The following is a 22,114-nucleotide window of genomic DNA, read 5'->3' on the forward strand; positions in this document are numbered from 1 at the left end:
CCATGTCTTCCGAGCGCCTCTATTTCCGCCAACTGCTGTCAGGCCGCGACTACGCCGTCGGCGACCCCATCGCGACGCAGATGCGAAATTTCGCGTACCTGATCGGCGATCGGGAGACGGGTGAATGCGTCGTGGTCGATCCGGCCTACGCCGCCGCGGATCTTGTCGCCGTGGCCGAAGCCGACGGCTTGCGGATCACCGGTGTGCTCGCCACCCACCACCATCCCGACCACGTCGGCGGCACCATGATGGGCTTCACCCTCGGCGGCGTCGCGGAGCTACTCCGTACCACCAGCGTCCCGGTCCACGTCAATGCCGAGGAACTGGACTGGGTCGCCAATGTCACCGGTATCGCCCGCAGTGAACTCACCGGTCACGAACACGGCGACGTCATTTCCGTCGGACCCATCGACATCGAATTGCTGCACACCCCCGGCCACACCCCCGGCAGCCAGTGCTTCCTGTTCGACAACCGACTCGTCGCGGGCGACACGCTGTTCATCGACGGCTGCGGCCGCACCGACTTCCCGGGCGGCGACACCGACGCGATGTTCCGCAGTCTGCGCAATCTGGCCGCGCTGGAGGGCAATCCGGTCGTCTACCCCGGCCACTGGTACTCCGACGAGCCGAGCGCGCCGCTGTCCACGGTCAAGGAGAACAACTACGTCATGCGCCCGCAGACACTCGAACAGTGGCGCACGCTCATGCCGGGCTGACGCCCCGCGCGGACTACATGGCGCGCATCCACCCGTGGATATCGGCGAAGGTGCCGCGCTGGATACCGGTCAGTGTGTCGCGCAGGGCCATGGTGACCTCGCCGGGTTCGCCGCCGCCGATGGTGAATTCACCCGACTCCGAACGGACCCAGCCGACCGGTGTGATGACCGCGGCCGTGCCGCAGGCGAAAACCTCTGTGATCTCACCGGATTCGGCGCCGCGGCGCCATTCCTCCACCGAGACCTTGCGTTCCTGCACCGGGTAACCGGAATCGGCGGCCAGGGTGAGCAGCGAATCCCGGGTGATACCGGGCAGCAGCGAACCGGACAGCTCCGGGGTCACCAACCGGGCCTCGGAGCCGGAGCCGAAGACGAAGAACAGATTGTTGGTGCCCATCTCCTCGACGTAGCGGCGATCGCACGCGTCGAGCCAGACCACCTGATCGCAGCCCTGCGCCGAGGCCTGCGCCTGGGCGAGCAGCGAGGCGGCGTAATTGCCCGCGACCTTGGCCTCACCGGTGCCGCCGGGGGCCGCGCGCACATATTCGGTGGACAACCACACCCGCACCGGTTTCACCCCGCGCGGGAAGTAGGCGCCCGCGGGCGAACCCAGCAGCAGGTACCTGTAGGCGGAGGCGGGCTTCACGCCGAGTCCGGCCTCGGTGGCGAACATGAACGGCCGCAGGTAAAGCGATTCCTCACCGCCCGCCGCGGGCACCCAGCCGCGATCGACCTCGAGCAACTGCCGCACCGATTCGATGAACAGATCCTCGGGAAGTTCGGCCATCGCCATCCGACGCGCGGAGCGGGCGAAGCGCGCGGCGTTGGCGTCGATACGGAAACAGGAGACGCCGCCGTCGCTCTGGCGATACGCCTTCAGTCCCTCGAAAATGGCCTGACCGTAGTGGAAGACCATGGTCGCCGGGTCCATCGCCAGCGGACCGTACGGCTCGATGCGGGCGTTCGTCCACCCCTGGCCTTCGGTGTAATCGATGGAGACCATGTGATCGGTGAAGAAGCGTCCGAAGCCGGGTGCCGTCAGGATCTCCTGTACCCGCTGCGCCGGGGTGGGCGCGGGATGGGAGATACGGGTGAACTGTGCGGCAACGGTCATGGGCTGATCCTATCGGGCAGCGATTTCCGATGTTCCTCGCGTTGGTCACGCAATGGCAGGCGACCCCGATCGGGCGCTCTCAGGCGGTATGCGACTCGACGAACGGCGGCCGGAGCACCTCGCAGCGCAGCCTGCGACCGCGCACGTCGACCTCGACCTCCGCGCCCGGTCGCACATCGGCCTCGGAATCGAGCAGTGCCAGGGCGATGCCGACCTTCAGTGTCGGGGAGAAGGTGCCCGACGTGGTGGTGCCAACCGGTTCACCGTCGAGCAGCACGTCCTGCCCCCGGCGTGGCACCCCGCGATCGATGGCCTTCAGCCCCACAAGGATTCGACGCGGCCCGGCCGACTTCTCCTGTTCCAGCGCCGCCTTGCCCCAGAACTGCGGCTTCTTCCAGCCGACCGCCCAGCCGCAGCGCGCCTGTACCGGGGTGATCTCGCGCGACAGTTCGTGACCGTGCAGCGGATAGCCCATCTCGGTGCGCAGTGTGTCGCGCGCGCCGAGTCCGGCGGGTTCGCCGCCCGCGGTTCGCACCCGCTCGACCAAGGCGCGGAACAGCGGTGCGGCGTCTTCCCAGCGCGGCAGCAGTTCGTATCCGTGTTCGCCGGTGTAGCCGGTGCGGCACACCCGTACCGGCGCGCCCGCCCAGTCGGCGTCGGCGTAGGCCATGTACTCGAGGTCGGTGGGCAGTCCGAGCGAGGTCAGCACTTCCGCGGACCTCGGACCCTGCACCGCGAACACCGCGAAGTCGGTGTGCTGATCCGTCACCGTGACGCCGGCCGGGGCCGCCTCGCGTAGTGCCGCCACCACAGCCGCGGCATTGGCGGCGTTGGGGACGAGGAATATCTCCTCCGGGCCGACGTAATAGGCGATGAGATCATCGATCACCCCGCCGTCGGCGGCGCAGCACAGCGTGTACTGCGCCTTGCCCGGCCGGATCTTGCCGAGATCGTTGGTGAGCGCGGAGTTCACGAAATCCGCCGCGTCCGCACCCGCCACCGTCGCCTTGCCGAGATGGCTCACGTCGAAGAGTCCGACGGTGGTGCGCACCGCGGTGTGCTCGGACACCGTGCCCGCGTACGACACCGGCATCTCCCACCCGCCGAAGGGTGCGAAACTCGCGCCCAACTCGACGTGCACATCGTGGATCGGCCCCTGCCGCGGCTTCGTCTCGGTCACCGGGCGAGCTTAACCGTCCGCGGCGAACCGCCGGGGCGCCACACGAGCCCGCCGAGGCCACTCGGCCGCGAAACCACATGGGTATCAGGGTCGGACCGCGCTCGGGCAGGGCGTGCGTCACACCGCGGCCGTGAACCCGCCGCGCGCGATGATCCGAACGCGACGGACCGCGAGCGGACCGAATAGCCTGAGCCCATGACCGCTGTTGCAGATCGCTCGCTCGGACCCGAACTGGCACGTACCGTATCCCTCGGACCCGATACCGATGTCCTCGTCATCGGCCTGACGTCCTCGGAGAACGGCCCGGCCGTCGTGCCCGACGACTTGTTCGGTGACGTCCTCGACGCCGATATGCGCGCGGAGCTGCTTGATGGGCTCGGCGCCGTCGGAGCCAAGGGCAAGGCGGAGGAACTGACCCGCTTGCCCGCGCCCGCCGCCCTCGCCGGGGTGACCAGCGTGCTCGCGGTCGGACTCGGCCCGAACGAGAAACTCGACGCCGAGCAGATCCGGCGCTCCGCCGGAGTCGCGGCGCGCGCGCTCACCGGCACCGAGGTGGTCGCCACCACGCTGTCGGGCCTCGACCTCGGCGCCGCCGCGGAAGGTTTCTACCTCGGCGCCTACACCTTCACCCCGTTCAAGTCCGGCAAGTCGGCGCCCAAGCCGGAGGAACGCCCGGTCGCCCGCGTCGAACTGCTGGTACCCGAGCCGGAGTCCGGCGAGACCGAATTGCTGCGCGCGCAGCTGGTGGCCGAGGCCGTGGCCACCGCCCGCGATTTCGTGAACACCCCGCCGAGCCATCTGTTCCCCGCCGAATTCGCCGCCCGTGCCGCGGTACTGGGCGAGGCGGCCGGACTCGAGGTCGAGGTACTCGACGAGCGTGCGCTGGAGGCGGGCGGCTACGGCGGCGTGATCGGCGTCGGCAAGGGGTCCTCGCGGCCGCCGCGGCTGGTGCGTCTGACCTACGCGGGTGGGGCGAAGAAGGTCGCGCTGGTCGGCAAGGGCATCACCTTCGACACCGGCGGCATCTCCATCAAGCCCGCGCAGAACATGGAGAACATGACCTCGGACATGGCGGGCGCGGCCGCGGTCGTCGCGACCACCTTGCTCGCGGCCCGGCTCGGTCTCCCGGTCACCGTCACCGCGACCGTGCCGATGGCCGAGAACATGCCGTCGGCCACCGCCCAGCGGCCCGGCGACGTGCTCACCCAGTACGGCGGCACCACCGTCGAGGTGCTCAACACCGACGCCGAGGGACGGCTGATCCTGGCTGATGCCATCGTGCGCGCGAGCGAGGACGATCCGCAGTACATCATCGATGTCGCGACCCTCACCGGCGCGCAGATGGTCGCGCTCGGCACCCGCACCCCAGGGGTGATGGGCACCGACGACTTCCGCGACCGGGTCGCGCGAATCTCCCGTGAGGTCGGCGAGAACGGTTGGGCCATGCCCCTTCCCGCCGAACTGCGCGCGGATCTCAACTCCAAGATCGCCGATCTGGCCAATGTGGCGCCGCACCGGTGGGGCGGCATGCTCTCGGCGGCGCTGTTCCTCGAGGAGTTCGTCCCCGAGGGCGTGCAGTGGGCCCATCTCGATGTCGCGGGTCCGGCGTACAACACCGGCGGTCCCTTCGGCTACATCGGCAAGGGCGGCACCGGCGTTCCGGTGCGCACCCTCATCGCGGTGATCGAGGACATCGCGGCCGAGTGAGCCGCCCGCGCTGAACCGGGAGCGTTCGCCGACGATGCGCCGGGTCCGTTCACCGTCGGCGGCAACCGGCATGCCAGTGACATCGGTCACTGTCATGCCGTGGTCACTGTCACGACGGGCTCGACGTACCATTCCGCCCCCGCGTGCGCGCGCACCCATGCCGCCGGATCGCGGGTACGGGCATCACCCGAGGTCACCACGCGTCCGCGGGGGCCACCCTGGTCACAGCGCCACCGAATCGATCCGACAGACCCGCGCGGGTCCGCTCGCGTGCGCCCGCGCGGCCGCTCACCGCCGTTGCTCGCGCGGTGCCGGCTCGCAGGCAGATCGCTGCCCTGTGCTACGTGCCACGCGGACGAGTGCAAGGATGGTTCGCGGTACAAGAACCACACACGGATCTCCGGTGCCCCACAATGATCGGTGGCTTCAGGACTCTCTCCGCGACCCGCGGTGCGCGTCCGCCGCGAGAACAACTGTTGTAGAACCCGTCGAGCAGTCAGAGGAGTCAACGGACATGGCCTTCTCCGTCCAGATGCCGGCTCTTGGTGAGAGCGTCACCGAGGGAACGGTGACCAGGTGGCTGAAGCAGGAAGGAGACACGGTCGAGGTAGACGAGCCCCTGCTCGAAGTCTCCACCGACAAGGTCGACACGGAAATCCCGTCCCCGGCGGCGGGCGTCTTGTCGAAGATCGTCGCCAACGAGGACGATGTCGTCGAGGTCGGCGGCGAACTCGGTGTCATCAGCGAAGCCGGTGAGGAACCCGCTCCCGCCGCCGCGCCCGCCCCCGAGGCCGCCGCCACCGAACCCGAACCGCAGGCGGCGCCCGAACCGCAGCCGCAGCCCGCCCCCGAACCCGCGCGGCAGCAGGCCACCGCGGCCGCCGCGCCGTCCGACGGTTCGGGCACTCCGGTGACGATGCCGGAGCTCGGCGAGTCGGTCACCGAGGGGACCGTGACCCGCTGGCTCAAGGCCGTTGGTGACGAGGTCGCCGTCGACGAGCCGCTGCTCGAGGTCTCCACCGACAAGGTCGACACCGAGATCCCCTCCCCCGTCGCGGGCACCCTGCTCGAGATCACCGCGCAGGAGGACGACGTGATCGCGGTCGGCGGTCAGCTCGGCGTGATCGGCAGCGGCACACCGGCGGCCCCACCGGCCCCGGCACCCGCACCGGCACCAGCACCGGCCCCGGCACCAGCACCCGCGCCGACACCGGCACCCGCACCGGCCCCGGCACCCGCACCGGCTGCTACGCCGGCGCCCGCGGCCGCGGCTCCCGCTCCCAAGGCACCAGCACCCAAGGCACCAGCACCGGCCGCCGCTGCCTCCGGCAACGGCGCGACCCCGTATGTCACCCCGCTGGTCCGAAAGCTGGCCGAGGAGAACAACGTCGACCTCGCGAGCCTCACCGGTTCCGGCGTCGGCGGACGCATCCGCAAGCAGGACGTGCTCGCCGCCGCCGAGGCCACCAAGGCACCGGCCGAAGCGCCCGCGCCGACACCGGCCGCCGCCGTGGCGACGGGTACGGCCAAGGCGACCGCCGCCGCGCCCGCGTCCGACCTGGCGCACCTGCGCGGAACCGTGCAGAAGGCCAACCGGATCCGGCAGATCACCGCCACCAAGACCCGGGAGTCGTTGCAGACCACCGCGCAGCTGACCCAGGTCCACGAGGCCGATGTCACCAAGATCGCCGCGCTGCGCGGCCAGGCCAAGGCCGGGTTCAAGAACCGCGAGGGCGTCAACCTGACCTTCCTGCCGTTCTTCGCCAAGGCGGTCGTCGAGGCGCTCGGCGTGCACCCCAACGTCAACGCCAGCTACGACGAGGCGAGCAAGGAGATCACCTACCACGCCTCCGTGCACCTCGGCATCGCCGTCGACACCGAACAGGGTCTGCTGTCCCCGGTGATCCACAACGCCAGCGACCTGTCGCTGGCGGGATTGGCCCGCGCCATTGCCGATATCGCCAACCGGGCCCGCAACGGCGGACTCAAGCCGGACGAACTGGCGGGCGGCACCTTCACCATCACCAATATCGGCAGCCAGGGCGCACTGTTCGATACCCCGATCCTGCTTCCGCCGCAGGCGGCCATGCTCGGGACCGGCGCGATCGTCAAGCGTCCGACGGTGGTGACCGACGAGGCCGGCGGCGAGTCCATCGGCGTCCGATCGATGTGCTATCTGCCGCTCACCTACGATCACCGTCTCATCGACGGCGCCGATGCCGGTCGCTTCGTGACCACCATCCGGCACCGGCTCGAGGAGGCCGCGTTCGAGGCCGATCTGGGCCTGTAAGTCCGAAAGGTCTGCTGTCACGTATGAAGGTCGTGATCGCCGGTTCGTCCGGTCTGATCGGGACGGCGCTCGTCGCGGCTCTGCGCCGGGACGGGCACGACGTGGCCCGCCTGGTGCGCCGCCCCGCGGCGGCGCCGGACGAATTCGTCTGGGACCCCGCCCGCGCCGAGGTGGACGGGCGGGCCCTGCGCGATGCCGAGGCCGTGGTCAATCTGTGCGGTGCGAGTATCGGCAGGCAACGCTGGAACGGCCGCTACAAACAGCAGTTGCGCGACAGCCGCATCGTCGCGACCGACGTCCTGGCCACCGAGGTCGCCGCCGCGAAGGTGCCGGTGTTGGTGAACGCCAGCGGCGTGCACTACTACGGCAGCGGCAACGGTGACCGCGTCGTCGACGAATCCTCCCCCGCCGGAACGGGTTTCCTGGCCTCTCTGTGCCGCGACTGGGAGGCCGCGACCGAACCCGCCGCCGCGGCGGGCGTCCGCACCGTGCTGATGCGCAGCGCGGTGGTGCTTTCGGGCAGCGGCGGGGTGCTGCAAGCGCTGCGTCCGCTGTACTCGCTCGGTCTGGGCGGGCGCCTCGGTGACGGACGGCAGTACTCGCCGTGGATCTCCCTGGCGGACGAGGTCGGCGCGATCGTCTTCGCCCTCACCGAGGACTCCCTGTCGGGTCCGGTCAATTCGGTGGGTCCGGCCCCGGTGACCAATGCCGAGTTCACCCGCGCGCTCGGCCGGGCGCTGCACCGTCCGGTCCCGCTGGTGGTCCCGGGATTCGCGCTGCGCGCGCTGGTCGGGGAGATCGCCGACGAAGCGCTGCTGACCGGTCCCCGCGCCATTCCCGCCGCGTTGGAGAAGGCGGGCTACCGCTTCCGCCATCCCACCATCGGCGCGGCGCTGGCCGCGGCGTTCGGCGACGAGAGCGACGACCGGTGACCGGCGCCGTGATCCGGGACGCGCGCGCCGAGGATCTGCCCGCCATCCTCGACATCCACAACGCGAACATCGCCGCCTCCACGGCCATCTGGGATGTCGAACAGGTCGGCATCGAGGACCGCATGGCCTGGTTCCGCGATCGCACCGCCGCCGGTATGCCGATCGTCGTCGCCGAGATCGACGGTGCGGTCGCGGGATACGCAGGCTACGGTCAATGGCGGCCGAAGGTCGGATACCGCTTCTGCGTGGAGAACTCGGTGTACGTCGCCGACCGCTTCCATCGCCGCGGACTCGCCACCGCCCTGCTCACCGAACTCATCGACCGCGCCGCGCGCTCGGGCCGCGTGCACACCATGATCGCGGCCATCGAATCGGGCAATACCGGGTCGGTGGCCCTGCACAGGCGTTTCGGATTCACGGTGGTCGGGCAGCTGCCCGAGGTCGGCTACAAGTTCGACCGGTGGATGGATCTGACCCTCATGCAGCTCACCCTGCCCGTCGACCCCGACGGTTAGCGACCTGTGGCATTGCGCACACGACGCCGGACACCGGATTCAGCGCCGTGCCGGGTCGGCGTAACGTCGGCACCGTGAACGACACGCGCACCACCGTGAACCACACGCGCACCGCGGTGTCCGCTCGATTCGACACCACCCCGGTCGTGATCGAGGATCTCGGACTCATCGATTACCACGCGGCCTGGGATGTGCAACGCGCCTACGCGGCGCAACGCGCCGATGGCGTCGGCGCCGATCACCTGCTGCTGCTCGAACACCCCTCGGTGTACACGGCGGGGCGCCGCACCGAGGCCGAGGATCTGCCGATCGACGGCACCCCCGTCATCGAGGTCGACCGCGGCGGCAAGATCACCTGGCACGGCCCGGGGCAGCTCGTCGGATATCCCATCGTGCGACTCGCCGAACCGGTGGACGTCGTGCACTACGTGCGCAGGCTCGAGGAGGCGCTCATCTCGGTGGTCGCGGGTTTCGGCCTGACCTGCGGGCGTGTCGACGGCCGCTCCGGGGTCTGGCTGCCCGCCACCGACGCGCAGGCCGAACGCAAGATCGCCGCGATCGGCGTGCGCGTGCAGCGCGGCGTCGCCCTGCACGGCGTCTCGCTGAACTGCAATTCGGCGATGGACGGCTTCCAGGCGATCGTGCCGTGCGGTATCCGCGACGCCGGGGTCACCACCCTGACCCGCGAACTCGGCCGCGAGGTCACGGTCGCGGAGGTCAAGCCCTTGGTGGCCGCGGCGATCGTGCGCGCGCTCGACGGCGACCTGCCGGTGGCCGCCCACGACATCGCGCACCGCACACCGGAGACGGTCCCGAGTGCGGCAGGCGTAAGGTCGGACTCGTGACCTCGGCTCAAGTACCTGCGGGACGCAAACTTCTCCGTATCGAAGCGCGCAACGCCCAGACCCCCATCGAGCGCAAGCCGAAGTGGATCCGCACGCGCGCCACGATGGGCCCCGAGTACACCGAACTCAAGGGCCTGGTCAAACGCGAGGGTCTGCACACGGTCTGTGAGGAAGCGGGCTGCCCCAACATCTTCGAATGCTGGGAGGATCGCGAGGCCACCTTCCTCATCGGCGGTGAGCAGTGCACCCGCCGCTGCGATTTCTGCCAGATCGACACCGGCAAACCCGCGGCGCTCGATCGCGACGAGCCGCGCCGGGTCGCCGAGAGCGTCCAGGCGATGGGCCTGCGCTACTCCACCATCACCGGCGTCGCACGCGACGACCTCGATGACGGCGGCGCCTGGCTCTACGCCGAAACCGTCCGCGCCATAAAGGCTTTGAATCCGCACACCGGCGTGGAACTGCTCATCCCCGATTTCAACGCCGATACGGAGCAGCTGGCCGAGGTGTTCTCCGCCCGCCCCGAGGTGCTGGCCCACAATCTGGAGACGGTGCCGCGGATCTTCAAGCGCATCCGCCCGGCCTTCCGCTACGAGCGCTCCCTGGCCGTGCTCACCGCCGCCCGCGAGGCCGGCCTGGTCACCAAGTCCAATCTGATTCTCGGCATGGGCGAGACACCGGACGAGGTCACCGAGGCCATGCGCGACCTGCACGAGGCTGGCTGCGACATACTCACCATCACCCAGTACCTGCGCCCGTCCCCGCGCCACCATCCGGTCGACCGCTGGGTCAAGCCGGAGGAGTTCGTCGAGCACTCGGCGGTCGCCGAGCAGATCGGTTTCGCGGGTGTCATGGCGGGTCCGCTGGTGCGCTCCTCGTATCGCGCGGGTCGGCTCTACGCGCAGGCGATGACCCACCACGGTCGCGAAATCCCCTCCGCCATGGCCCATCTCGCCGAGGAAGGCAGCGCGTCGCAGGAAGCGAGTTCGGTGCTGGCCCGTTTCGGGAGCTGACACCGCCGTTTCGCGCATTCGCGCAGGCAGCCAAGGCCCTTCGCCTTGACGGCCGCCTTCGATTGTTGATGCAATGTGGTGCCCGGTACCGAAGCCGTCACCGGGCCCGCACATCGACTTCGACGAGGGATCCCAAGTGGCACTTGACAGTCCGAAGTTGCAGGACGTGCTGGAGCAGATCAGGTCCGGCTTCATGCAGTTGCCCGATTTCCAGCGCGAGTGGAAATGGGACGATCAGCGGATTCGCGAACTTCTCGCCACCGTCACCCTCGACTATCCGCTCGGTGTGGTGATGACCCTCGAGACCGGTGCCCGGTCACGGTTCCGGGCGCGGCCGCTGACCGGCGCGTCCACCGCCGGTCCGGTGGATCCCGGCATGTTGCTGCTCGACGGTCAGCAGCGCCTGACCTCGCTGTTCCAGGCCCTCTACCTGGATCGCCCGGTGCAGACCGTCGACGGCCGCGGCAACGAGTTGCAGCGCTGGTACTACCTGGACATCGCCAAATCGGTGTACTCGCCGTCGGATCGGGACGAGGCCATCGTCTCCGTGCCCGCCGACCGGGTGCTGCGCCGCGATGCCGCGCGCCGCGAGCCGCTCGACCTCACCGATGTCGAAGCCGAGTGCCGCACCGGTTATTTCCCACTGAACATCGTCTTCGACGTGCGGCGCGTGCACAGGTGGCAGCGCGCGTTCGTCGGCGTGGACGACGAGAACTGGGATCTGTGGTCGCGTTTCGAGCAGGATGTCATCCAGCATGTCCGCTCGTTCCTGATCCCGATGATCAAACTCGGCACGCACACCACACCGGACGCGGTGTGTTCTGTATTCGAGCGGGTCAATACCGGGGGTGTGCCGCTCAATGTCTTCGAACTGCTCACCGCCACCTACGCCGGTGACCGCGCCTACGAGGACAGCCACGGCGACTACTACCGGCTGCCCGATATCTGGCAGGACGTGAAGAAGGGGCTCGCCACCGCCTATCCGGTCTTGGGCCGCATCGAAGCCGGCGTCGACGACGGTCTGAGCACCAGCGATTTCCTCCAAGCGGTGACCCTGGTCCGCAATTGGGAGCGCCGCCGCGACCGCCCGACCGCGGCCATCTCCTGTAAACGCCGCGACCTGCTAGAACTCCCCCTCGCCGACTTCGACCGCCTGACCCCGCGCCTGACCGAAGCCTTCGAATGGGTCGGCGGCTTCCTCACCGAACAATGCATCGTCCGCGTCAACGACCTGCCCTACCGTAGCCAGCTCATCCCATTGGCGGCCGTGCGCGCCATCCTCGGCGAGACCATCGACGACCCGGCCATGCGCGAACGTGTGACCCGCTGGTACTGGTGCGGTGTACTCGGCGAAATGTACAGCGGGGCGACCGAGAGCCGCTTCGCCCGCGACGTCGAACAACTCATCGCCTGGACCGACCCCGACGCCCCCGAACCCGACACCGTCGCCGAGGCGGTCTTCGTCGCCGACCGCCTCGACACCCTCACCACCCGTAACAGCGCGGCCTACAAGGGCATATACGCCCTGCTGATCAAACACGGTGCCGTCGACTGGTACTACAGCGACGAACCGCTGAATCCGGGAGCCGTGCTCCAGTACGCCGTTGACATCCGTCAGATTTTCCCGAAGGCATGGCTGCAACGCCAGGCAGGCGGCCACACCAGGGCGAATTCCATCGTCAACAAATCCCCCCTGTCCTATCGAGCGGGCCGCGGCATGGTCGGCTCCCCCGCCTCCTATCTGGACGTCCTCGCCTCGGATACCGGCGCGAACGCCGCGTGGGTCGACGCCGCGCTCGCCACCCACCTCATCGACCCCGCCACCCTCCGCGCCGCCGATTTCGACGCCTTCTACGCCGACCGCTCCCGACGGCTGGTGGATCTGGTGGACAGGTCGATGGGCAAGACCACGATCTACCGCGACAAATCCCCTCGGTGAACAACCCGACGGCGCGCTCGTCGGCCACAGCGCCATCCGGATAGACTCGTTCTCGTCCTTCGCAGCAACCCGGGAGTGGCAGCTCGGTGAAGCAATCTGGTCGGTCTCGGATCGATGTGCTCGGTCCGCTCCGAGCCCGGACTCCCGACGGCGTCGACGTGACACCGGGTGGCGGGTTGCCCCGCAGGCTGCTCGCCTTCCTCGCTTTGCGGCGCGACACTACGGTCACGGTCGACGCCGCGGTGGAGTTGTTGTGGCGCGGCGACGGGCCCGCGGATCCGGTGGCGGCGCTGCACAGCCATGTGGCGCGGTTGCGGCGATCTCTGCCGGGTGTGATCGTGTCGGTGCCGACCGGTTACCGTCTCGACCCGACGCGGATCGAAGTGGATGCCGATCTGCTCACTTCCTTGCTGGCGGAAGCGGCCGATTCGGACTCGGTCCGACTGGTCGAGGAAATACTCGATCGCTGGCACGGTCCGGTCCTCCCCGAACTGGAGGAATGCGACGAAGCACGAGCCGATGTCACGGTTTTCGAGGAATTGCGCGCTCGTGCCCGCGAATTCGTGGCCGAATACAGATTGGCCGAGGGCGCGACCGACGGTCTGGCCGCTCGCTTGCGCGCGCTGGCGGACGAGTACCCGTTGCGTGAGCGACCGCGGTCGTTGCTGATGGATGTCCTGACGGCGACCGGCAGGCAGGCCGAGGCCCTACGCGTCTATGACGAGTTCCGCCGTCTGCTGGCCGACGAACTCGCGGTCGATCCGTCGCCCGAGCTGATGGCGCGCCACCGCGCGATCCTCGACTCCGCGGGACTGGGCGAGTGGGAGCCGCGCAGCCGGGTGCCCGTACCGGCGACCTCGCTGATCGGTCGTGATGAGCTACTGACCGACCTGCGGGCGCTCGCGGCGGAATGTCGTCTGCTGACGCTGGTCGGACCGGGTGGGGTCGGCAAGACTCGGCTGTTGCTCGAGCTCGGGCACCGGCTCGCGGCGGCGCGGACGGATGTCGCGGTGGTCCTGTGCGAACTGGGGCGGATCGACACGGCGGCGGACGCGGCGATCGCGGCGGCCCTGCGCATCGATGTGCGCCCGGGCGTGCCGCTGGTGGACCGGATCGCGGGCGTGCTCCGTGACACCGAGCTGGTCCTGTTGCTCGACAATTGCGAGCATGTCGTTGACCAGGTCGCCGAATTCGTCGGGGAGGCAATGGCGCGGTGCCCCGGTCTGCGGATCGTGACGACGAGTCGGGAACGCCTGCGCGCGCCGGGCGAGTACGTGCGCCACATTCCGCCGCTGGCGTGTGCGGGACCGGATTCCCCCGGCGTGCGGTTGTTCGTGGACCGGGCGCGGGCGGTGGCGGAGCCGACCCGCGACACCGAGGCGATCGCCGCTATCGTGGCGCGCCTGGACGGGCTCCCGCTGGCGATCGAATTGGCTGCGGCGCGGATGTTCTCACACGACCTGACCGAGATCGCGGCGGGTCTGGAGAGTCGATTCGATTTCCTGTCGATGGGATATCGCACCTCACAGCGGCACGGCTCCCTACTCGCCACGGTGGCGTGGTCGTACACATTGCTGGATGAGCCGCGTAAGCGAGGTTTCACGGCGCTGTCGATCCTCGGCGGACCGTTCGACACCGCCGCGGCGGCCGCGGTGTGCGCGCTGCCGCCGCCCGAGGCGGCGGACCTGCTCGCGCAACTGGTGGAGCGCTCGCTGGTGATGCGCTATCCGGGGCGGCGGTACGTGCTGTTGGAGACATTGCGCGCGTTCGGGCGCGACCGGTTGCGCGAGAACGACGAACTGGATGCCGTCGGCGGCAGACATGCCCGGCATATGCTGGCCTGGGCGCGGCGAGCGCACGAACGGCTCGCGCTGTCGGACAGCTCCTCGATACGCGAGATCGACGAGGCCGTCAGCGAATTGCGTCGAGCGCTGGACTGGCTGCTGGCGCACGGCGACGCCAGGACCGCGGGCCGGCTGGTCGACGCGCTGTTCGACTACGGGGTGCTGCGGCTCCGCCCGGATGTGCTCGGCTGGTCGGAGCGGGTGATCGCGGCGCTGCCGGACGCGGACGCGGCACCGCGGGCAGGCGGCACGGCATCGCCGCCCGAGGACACGTCACTGGTGGCGACGATGTGGGCGGCCGCGACGTACGCGGCGTGGATGGTGGGCGATGTCGAGGCCGCCGGCGCGCGTGCCCGCCGATCGCTCGAGATCGCCGTCGCCCCGAACGGGACGGCGCCCACCCGGGTATTCAGCGCGAATGGGGTGTACGAGTTGTTCGCCGGACGGCTCGACGCGGCCGCGCTACGGTACCGGCAGGCCGAGGAGGCGTCCGTCGCCGTGGGTGACGAGTTCTATCGCCTGATCCCGCGCGGAACCCATCTCATGGTGCGCGGCTACACGGGCGATCCCGAGACCCCGCGTGCGGCGACGGACCTGGTCGCCGAAATCGGCGAAAGCACATCGCCTTACGCGGCCTACGCCTTGTACTGCGCCGGGGAGGCGGTGCTCGACACCGATCCTGACGCGGCCGCGCACCGGCTCGATCGCGCCATCCGCATCGCGGAATCGACCGACACCGCGCTGGTCACCGGTGTCGCCACCGCCTCGCGCGCCTCGCTGGAGGTTCGCGCGGGGCGACTGGCCGCCGCCACACGGGCATACAGACCACTCGTCGACCATTGGCGTCGAGTCGGGATGTGGGCCAAGCAGTGGGTGATGCTGCGTTCGATCGCATTGCTGTTCGAGGGTCTCGACCGGCCCGAGGACGCCGCGTTGTTGGAGGGCGCGATCCGCGCGGCATCCACCGGGCAGCGCGTGGCGGGCGCGGACCAAGCCGCACTGGACGAACTCGCCGCCCGACTGCGCGCCGCGCTCGGCGACGAGAGGTTCGAGACCGCTCGCCGCCGAGGCGCCGACCTGGACAACGACCGGTTGGTCGGTCACGTCCTCGACTGCCTGTGACGGCTCCCTTCACCAGCGCGGTTGCTCACCGAGCACGCCGAGTGCCGCCTTGCCGACCATTTCGTGGGTCAACGCGTCGTTGGCCGGATGGAATCCGCCGCACCGCACGTCCCGATACAGCCGTTCCAACTCGTTGCCGCGAAACATCGCGGCACCGCCGCTGACGTCGAGCGCCGTGTCGACCACCCGCTTGGCGGCCTCGACGGCCCGCCACTTCATCGAATACACCTTCGACACCCATTCCGCACCGTGGTCGACTCCTCCGACCCAGTCGCGCACGAAGCACTCCAGCAACGCGGAGGCGGCGTCGAGTTCCAGGTACATCTCGGCGACCTGATGCTGCACGAACGGGTTGTACGCGTAGGCGCCGCGTTCGATCGCGACCGACTTCTTGCGTCGCGCATCCTCGCACGCCAACTCCAGCGCCCGGTCCGCGATGCCGAGATACACCGCGGCCATCAGCGACAGCGGCCACATCGTCATGCCGACCAGGAAGGGATGGGTGCCGTCACCCGCGGGCACCACGCAGCCGACGCGCGCGTCGGGCACGAAGACATCGGTGAGCACGGTGTCGTGGCTCTGGGTGGGACGCATACCGAGGGTGTCCCACGTGTCGACGACCTCGACACCGGCGCTCTCGCGCGCCACGAAGGCGTGCACGATGTGCGGTCCGCCGTCGGCGTCGACGTCGATGGCGTGCGCGCCGAGCCAGGCCCAGGCCGGACCGTTCGAGCCGAACTGCTTGCGGCCGGTGAGCAGGTAGCCGCCGTCGACCCGCCGCGCCCGGCAGGTCGACATCAGCACCGGAAGATCGTTACCCGCCTCGGCGTGCCCGGCCGCGATGACCTCACCCGCGAGCGCCGCCCGGTGGATCCACTCCAGTGATCGGTCGCCCGCGCGTTCCACTTCGTTGGCGACGCCGATCCAATACGAGTGCATGGTCATCGCGAGCGCGGTAGCCGGCGCGTAGCGAGCCAGGCGACGCTGACTGTGCGCCAACTCCGGCAGGGTCAGTCCCCAGCCGCCGCGTTCGACCGGCACCGCCGCGGCGAGGTAGCCGATGGCACGCAATTCGGCGAGGTCCTCGGCGAAGTAGGTGTTGTCGCGGTCGTGTCCCCCCGCACGGGCACGGAAGCCTTCCAGCATTTCGGTGGGTATGGACTTGGTTGCGATGGTGTTCGTCATGGGCACAGCGTCGCGGTCGCCCCTGTCAGCTCACTGTCAGCCGTGTGCGGCGCGACATCGTCCGCCGACAGCGCGGTGACATGGGCGCACCCCACAGTCGGAACATGATTCACAGCACCGAACTCGGAACGATACTGTCCATCTGGGCCCATCCCGACGACGAAACGTATCTGGCCGCCGGAATCATGGCGGCGGCGCGGGAGAACGGCCAACGGGTGGTCTGCGCGACGGCCAGCGCCGGCGAGATGGGGGCCTCCGACCCCGCGACCTGGACTCCCGTCCGGCTCGGCCGCATCCGCCGGTGGGAGGCCGCGGCGGCGATGGCCGTGCTAGGCGTCGACGAGCACGAGGTCTACGACCTGCCCGACGGCGAATTGCCGCGGCACGATCTGGCGGGCATGGATTGGACACGAGGTCTGATCGAGAAGGTCCGCCCCGACACGATTCTCACCTTCGGGCCCGACGGCATGACCTTCCACCTCGACCACATCGCCGTCCATCGCTGGGTCACCCACGCCTGGCATGAGGCCGGATGCCGCGGCACGCTGCTCTACGCGGCCGCGACGGTCGAGAAGCTACAGCGTTTCATGCCGCTCTACGAAGAGTGGGACATGTACATGAGCGACGAACGCCCGAAAGGCGTCACGCGCGAGGAACTCACGGTGCACGTGGAGTTGCGTGGAACGGCCATCGACCGCAAGATCACCGCGTTGCGCGCCATGGCAAGTCAGACCGCGTCTGTCATGTCCGCCATCGATGACAGCCTCTTCCGCGACATGGTCGCCGAGGAATCCTTCGTCGCCGCTCCCTCGAACGGCGCGACCGATTCCCACCCGCCGGAAGGCAGCTGAACTCCCGCAACCGGCGACACGCAGAAGACTGGTAAATACTGGACTTCACTGGAACCCGTGCGTACGTTGCCCGCATGACGGATTCCGCGGTCGAACTCGAGGAGCGGATCGCCGGGCTGCGTGCGGAGGTCCGGCGGGCCGCGGCGGGGGGCGATCGGGCGACCGCGCGGAGGTTGCGGGCGGAGTTGCGGCGGGTGGAGAACCTGTGGGAGACGGCGGTGCTCGGCGAGGCCGGGTCAACGGGCGAGGTGGTCGAGGAGGGGCCGCGTGACGGTGCGCCCGTGGTGGCGGTGCGCGACCACGTGCACCGGGCGCTGACCCTGCTGTCGGCGCCCGCCTCGCCGAAGGTCGTGATGGCGGTGCACGAGGGGTTCTTCTCGGGTCAGTTGGTGGCCGCCCGGTTGACCAGTCTGCGCCGCGACGAGGAGCGTTCGTTCCGCGCCGCCCCCTTCGGCAGGCCGTTCTACATCTGCGCGGCGCTGACCACGGACCTGGTCGCACCGGCACGCGGGCTGCTGGCCGTGAGCACGTGGCCCTTGTCGCGCCGGATGATCGGGCCGCTCAGTCCGCGCGTGGATTTGCTGACCGCGGTGATCCGGCTCTGCGACCACATGGTCGATCAGGGTCGGACGGGTGCGGCGGCGCGGCGGGTGCTGTGGCGGCTGGCGGTATCGGTGCCGGGGGTGGCCGGGTCGCCGGACGCGCTGGACCCGGGGGCGGTATCGGAGGCGGCGCGGCGGGAGCTGGCCGTGCACGCCGACACCGACGCCGATCATCGCGAGCAGGCGGCACGACGAGTGGCCCGTCAGCTCGACGACGCGGCGGGCCAACTGTTCGGTGTTCGGCTGCGCGCGGCCGACCGTCGCGGAAACGAGTTGTGATGAACGATCTCTCGGCCAGGTTGGAGCGGGTTCGCGATACGGCACCGACGTGCAGGCACAATGCCCGCACCATCGCGGCGCTGACCACCAATCCCGGATGCGCGCGCCGCGCGCTGCTGGACGCGGCGGCGGTCGACAAGGCGGCGCTGGCTCGGGAGCTTGGCGATCCACCGCGGTTCGGTCAGTCACAGTTCGCCATCACCCGCGGCAACACCTTCGAGGCGATGGTGAAGGCCAACGGCTGTGCGGAACTGGTGGCGTTGCTGCGCGAGACGCTGGGCCTGTCGATTCCCGAGGTCGGCTATCTCGACCTGAACACGGTGGGCGACAACGCCTCCAATGCCGTACGCCACCAGCGCACCCGCCAGTTGTTCGGCCGCGCCGTCCGCGACAACGACGCGACCCTTTTCGACCACCCGCTGCTGCGGCTCGACATCGCGGGCGCCCCGGCCTATCTGGAGCCGGACGTGGTGGCCGTCCAAATCGAGGGGCAGTTCCACGTGATCGAGATCAAGTCGTTCCCGGTCATCGATCAGCAGGCCGATCCCACCCAGGTCGCGACCGCCGCGAAGCAGGCCGCAGTATACGCGCTCGCCTTGCGGCAGTTGTTCACCGAACTAGGCGAGAGTACGGAACTGGTGTCGCACAACGCGATCCTGGTTTGCGCCCGCGATTTCTCCAACCGGCCGACGGCCGCGGTGGTGGACCTGCGCAAACAGTTGGCGGTGGTGTCGCGGCAGCTCTCGCGTATGACCTCCGTCGAGAACCTGCTCGACCTGCTGCCGCCCGGGGCCACCCTGGCCCCCGGTCCGGATCTGGCCGACACCGTCGCCGCCGTTCCCGCCCGCTACGCCCCCGACTGCATGTCGCACTGCGATCTGGCCTTCGCGTGCCGCGACGAGGCGCGCGCCGCGGGTTCGGTCGACGCGCTCGGCCGCGGCGTCTGCGACGACCTCGGGGGCATCGACAGTATCGCCACGGCACTCGGCCTGGCCGACGGTTCCTTCGCTCCCGGTCCCGAGCACGCGGATATCGCGGCGGTCCTGCGCGCGGCGCACCGGCTGCGGCTGGAGGTCGCCGGATGAGTGTGCTGACCGCGTTGGCCCGGGTGCGGGCCGCGCACGCCGGTCGCGCCGAACCGCTGGCCACGGTGCGGCACTACCATCTCGCGGACCGTCCGCTGGTGCTGATCCCCTTGCGACTGGCGGGCGAGGCGGCCGCACCGCTCGCGGTCATGCTCGGTACCGACCGCGACGATCCGACGGTCATGATCGTGCCCCAGCCCCGCGACCGCGTGCTGCGGCTGCGTTTCGTCGAGGCACTGGCCGGACACGTACTGCCCCACATCGCCTCGTATCTGGATGCCGCGGAGGACATCACCGACCGGTCCGGCGAGGTGGTGGGTCGGCGATGCCTGGATGCCGCGCAGTTGTGGGTTCCGAACACCGGCGGCGTGGATTTCCTTCGCCTGCTCGGCCGTTCGGTGCGCTACCACCGAGTGGACGGGCCGAATCCGGTGCCGCCGGAGATCCCGCTGCTCGGCCGGTGGCTGACATGGTTCGCCGAACGCGCCGAACGTCCCGGATCGGCGGTTCTCCTGCCCATGACATCGGTTCTCGCCATGCACTGGGCCACCGGTCAATCCGCACTGGAGGACGCCAACCTCGCCGCCCTGCTCGGCTGGATCGCACCGCCGCCCGGACTATCGGGCGCGCGTGCCGCCGCACTCGCCGAGGACCCGCTGATCAGCCCGCCCGCGGGCCCCGCCACCGATCCGGGCTTCGACAACGAGGAACTCGCCCCGCTCGTCGACGCGTACGACACCGCCGTCGACGATATCGACGGAACGGCGAAAACCGTTGCCGCGCAACGGCTGGAACAGGCACTGCGCGCCCAGCTGGAACCGACGTGGCGGCTCATGTGGCGCGGACTCGACCTGCTCGCCGAGCTGCCCGAGGCCGCGAACGTCCCCACCCGCTGGCAACGCGACCGCGGTTCGTTCACCTACTTCGCCGACACGATCGACGACGGCCTCGCCCAGGCCCGCCGCGATGCCGCCGTCTCGGCCGTGCGCCGCCTGCTCGACCGCGAGGCCGCCGCCGAGGCATTCCAGGCCCAGCGCGCCTACGACGACCCGCGTGTCATGGCCGAATATCGCCTGGCCGGCTCCGCCCTGCGCGCCACGGTGGTTGCCTGCGAACCCGACCGTGTCGACACCTCCGGCAAACGCCCCGTGCTGCGCCCGCTGATCCGCGTCGAGACCACCGATCCGTTCACCCCCGCGCCCGGGGAGACCCTGCACAGCGCCGAACGCCCGAACCAGAAGGCCAGGGTCCTCGACTTCGAGAGCGGCGCACTGACTCTCGAGCTGTCCGGCGGCATGGGCAACGGCCGCACCGCGAAACCCGGCAGCGTCCCGCAGGTCGGCGACTCGGTCGGTTTCACCCGCTTCACCCTCGGCTCCTCCGGCGGCAAACTCGTGCTCCCCGAGCCCGAGGACACCCCGTGGACCCACGGCGGTCCCCCACCGGAGTTCGAGCCCGACCACACCGAGGAGCACTGGTGACCGTATCCGCCGATGATGTCACCACAGATATCCTCGCCGACCTCGACAATCCCTCGCATCGCGCGATCGTGGTCGATTCCCCGCCCGGTGCGGGCAAATCCACGCTGGTGGTGCGCGCGGCCCGCCGTCTCGCCGCCGACGGCGCGCAGCGGGTGATCGTCGCCCAGACCAACGAACAGGTCGACGATCTCGTCGACCGTCTCGCACAGGCGGACGCCGTCCTGCGCATCGGCCGTCTTTCGGCCGCCAACTACGTCACCTCCGACCGCGTTGCCGCCCACCCGAATGTCACGGTCGCCTCTCGTGCGGCCGATCTCGCCGACCGCGCCATCGTCATCGGCACCGCCGCCAAGTGGGCCACCGTCGATGACGGCACCTGGGAGTGGGCCATCATCGACGAGGCGTATCAGATGCGCTCGGATATGTTGCTGCGCATAGCGAATCGCTTCGAACACGGCCTGTTCGTGGGTGATCCCGGCCAACTCGACCCGTTCGCCACCGTCGAGGTCGACCGCTGGAAGGGCCTGTCATGGGACCCCACCATGAGCGCCGTCAGCGTCATGCTCGCGAACAATCCCGGCATCCCCATCCACCGACTCCCCGTCTCCTGGCGGCTGCCCGCCTCCGCCGCCCCCGTCGTCTCGGCCGCCTTCTACCCCTTCACCGGCTTCCGAGCGGGCACCGAACCCGGCACGCGCCGAATGGAATTCACCACCGCAGGCTTCCTCGGCCCACTGGACGACGCTCTGGACGAAGCCGCCCGCTCCGGCTGGGCATGGTACGAATTGCCCGCCCGCCACACCCTGCGCACCGACACCGAGGCCGTCGGCGCCCTGGCCGCCCTCGCCAACCGTCTGCTCGCCCGCGGCGCCACGACACACTCCGAACAGGGCACCCGCCCCGTCACCGCCGACCGGATCGCCATCGGCACCGCACACCGCGACCAAGCCGAAGCCCTGCGCACCGCCCTGCGCGACACCCCCGCCGCCACCGTCACCGTCGACACCGCCAACCGTCTTCAGGGCCGCGAATACGACGTCACCTTCGTCCTGCATCCCCTGTCCGGCCGCCGCGACGCCGGAGCCTTCCACCTCGAAGCGGGCCGCCTGTGCGTGCTCACCTCCCGCCACCGCCACGCCTGCGTCGTGGTCGGCCGAGCGGGCATCCCCGAACTACTGGACGCCCACCCGTCGGCCGAACCGGTGCACCTCGGTGTCGAGGTGAAGTTCCCCGACGGCTGGGAAGCCAATCAAGCTCTGCTGACCCACCTTTCGAACCACCGAGTGGTGGCCGACACCATCCGGTGAGCCTGCGGTGACGTCGAACCGATCACCGCACGACAGGATCGGCACGGCGTGCCGCGCGGTCGGGAATCAGCGGCCGGGTCGACAGAACCCGACGCCGTCTATTCGCG

The 22,114-nt window shown here is 69.7% G+C and carries 17 protein-coding genes; 14 read left to right on the forward strand and 3 right to left on the reverse strand.

Annotated features, from left to right (window positions below):
- Nucleotides 1-2 precede the first annotated feature (2 nt).
- Entirely contained in the window at nt 3-716 is a 714-nt protein-coding gene (locus APZ21_RS11475; RefSeq protein ID WP_054813265.1) for an MBL fold metallo-hydrolase, read from the forward strand.
- 13 nt (nt 717-729) lie between these two features.
- On the opposite strand, the gene APZ21_RS11480 is transcribed toward APZ21_RS11475, so the two are convergent.
- Nucleotides 730-1,830 carry a branched-chain amino acid aminotransferase gene (locus APZ21_RS11480; protein ID WP_054813266.1) on the reverse strand — a complete coding sequence of 367 codons (1,101 nt, stop codon included), beginning with the start codon at nt 1,828-1,830 and terminating at the stop codon, nt 730-732.
- Nucleotides 1,831-1,909: 79 nt separating this feature from the next.
- The gene (gene gcvT, locus APZ21_RS11485; protein ID WP_054813267.1) at nt 1,910-3,010 is read right to left on the reverse strand and encodes a glycine cleavage system aminomethyltransferase GcvT; all 1,101 of its coding nucleotides are present in this window, start codon (nt 3,008-3,010) and stop codon (nt 1,910-1,912) included.
- A 195-nt stretch (nt 3,011-3,205) separates the two neighbouring features.
- On the opposite strand from gcvT, the gene APZ21_RS11490 reads away from it, so the two are divergent.
- The 8 genes from APZ21_RS11490 to APZ21_RS11525 all read left to right on the forward strand — a co-directional run bounded on the left by APZ21_RS11490 (nt 3,206) and on the right by APZ21_RS11525 (nt 15,217).
- Nucleotides 3,206-4,717 (forward strand): leucyl aminopeptidase, encoded by a 1,512-nt coding sequence (locus APZ21_RS11490; protein WP_054813268.1) that lies wholly within the window; start codon nt 3,206-3,208, stop codon nt 4,715-4,717.
- A gap of 514 nt (nt 4,718-5,231) precedes the next feature.
- A complete protein-coding gene (gene sucB, locus APZ21_RS11495; protein ID WP_054813269.1) occupies nt 5,232-7,007 on the forward strand; it encodes a 2-oxoglutarate dehydrogenase, E2 component, dihydrolipoamide succinyltransferase in 1,776 nt (591 codons plus the stop codon).
- Nucleotides 7,008-7,030: 23 nt separating this feature from the next.
- Nucleotides 7,031-7,939, forward strand: a complete 909-nt coding sequence (locus tag APZ21_RS11500; protein ID WP_054813270.1) for a TIGR01777 family oxidoreductase — start codon at nt 7,031-7,033, stop codon at nt 7,937-7,939.
- On the forward strand, nt 7,936-8,454 hold the full coding sequence (locus APZ21_RS11505) for a GNAT family N-acetyltransferase (RefSeq protein WP_082393022.1): 519 nt from the start codon (nt 7,936-7,938) through the stop codon (nt 8,452-8,454). The genes APZ21_RS11500 and APZ21_RS11505 overlap by 4 nt, the downstream gene beginning before the upstream one ends.
- A gap of 95 nt (nt 8,455-8,549) precedes the next feature.
- Nucleotides 8,550-9,299: a lipoyl(octanoyl) transferase LipB gene (lipB, locus tag APZ21_RS11510; RefSeq protein WP_054813290.1), complete on the forward strand. Its 750-nt coding sequence runs from the start codon at nt 8,550-8,552 to the stop codon at nt 9,297-9,299.
- A complete protein-coding gene (gene lipA / locus APZ21_RS11515; RefSeq protein WP_054813271.1) occupies nt 9,296-10,312 on the forward strand; it encodes a lipoyl synthase in 1,017 nt (338 codons plus the stop codon). Before lipB ends, lipA begins: the two co-directional genes overlap by 4 nt.
- A 136-nt stretch (nt 10,313-10,448) precedes the next feature.
- Nucleotides 10,449-12,251, forward strand: coding sequence for a GmrSD restriction endonuclease domain-containing protein (locus APZ21_RS11520; protein ID WP_204249086.1), 1,803 nt, complete (start codon nt 10,449-10,451; stop codon nt 12,249-12,251).
- Nucleotides 12,252-12,337: 86 nt separating this feature from the next.
- A complete protein-coding gene (locus tag APZ21_RS11525) occupies nt 12,338-15,217 on the forward strand; it encodes an AfsR/SARP family transcriptional regulator (RefSeq protein WP_054813272.1) in 2,880 nt (959 codons plus the stop codon).
- A gap of 9 nt (nt 15,218-15,226) precedes the next feature.
- Here APZ21_RS11525 and APZ21_RS11530 read toward each other — a convergent pair whose 3' ends face one another.
- The gene (locus APZ21_RS11530; protein WP_054813273.1) at nt 15,227-16,402 is read right to left on the reverse strand and encodes an acyl-CoA dehydrogenase family protein; all 1,176 of its coding nucleotides are present in this window, start codon (nt 16,400-16,402) and stop codon (nt 15,227-15,229) included.
- A 104-nt stretch (nt 16,403-16,506) separates the two neighbouring features.
- On the opposite strand from APZ21_RS11530, the gene APZ21_RS11535 reads away from it, so the two are divergent.
- The 5 genes from APZ21_RS11535 (at nt 16,507) to APZ21_RS11555 (ending at nt 22,007) form a co-directional block, all read left to right on the forward strand.
- Nucleotides 16,507-17,253 carry a PIG-L deacetylase family protein gene (locus APZ21_RS11535; RefSeq protein ID WP_054813292.1) on the forward strand — a complete coding sequence of 249 codons (747 nt, stop codon included), beginning with the start codon at nt 16,507-16,509 and terminating at the stop codon, nt 17,251-17,253.
- 74 nt (nt 17,254-17,327) lie between these two features.
- Nucleotides 17,328-18,134: a hypothetical protein gene (locus tag APZ21_RS11540; RefSeq protein ID WP_054813274.1), complete on the forward strand. Its 807-nt coding sequence runs from the start codon at nt 17,328-17,330 to the stop codon at nt 18,132-18,134.
- A complete protein-coding gene (locus APZ21_RS11545; RefSeq protein ID WP_054813293.1) occupies nt 18,134-19,219 on the forward strand; it encodes a hypothetical protein in 1,086 nt (361 codons plus the stop codon). The genes APZ21_RS11540 and APZ21_RS11545 overlap by 1 nt, the downstream gene beginning before the upstream one ends.
- Nucleotides 19,216-20,700, forward strand: a complete 1,485-nt coding sequence (locus tag APZ21_RS11550; RefSeq protein WP_054813275.1) for a hypothetical protein — start codon at nt 19,216-19,218, stop codon at nt 20,698-20,700. The genes APZ21_RS11545 and APZ21_RS11550 overlap by 4 nt, the downstream gene beginning before the upstream one ends.
- Nucleotides 20,697-22,007 carry an AAA domain-containing protein gene (locus APZ21_RS11555; protein ID WP_204249087.1) on the forward strand — a complete coding sequence of 437 codons (1,311 nt, stop codon included), beginning with the start codon at nt 20,697-20,699 and terminating at the stop codon, nt 22,005-22,007. Before APZ21_RS11550 ends, APZ21_RS11555 begins: the two co-directional genes overlap by 4 nt.
- The last annotated feature ends 107 nt before the right edge of the window (nt 22,008-22,114 follow it).

The organism is Nocardia arizonensis, assembly GCF_001310275.1.
GTDB classification, from domain to species: Bacteria; Actinomycetota; Actinomycetes; order Mycobacteriales; family Mycobacteriaceae; genus Nocardia; species Nocardia arizonensis.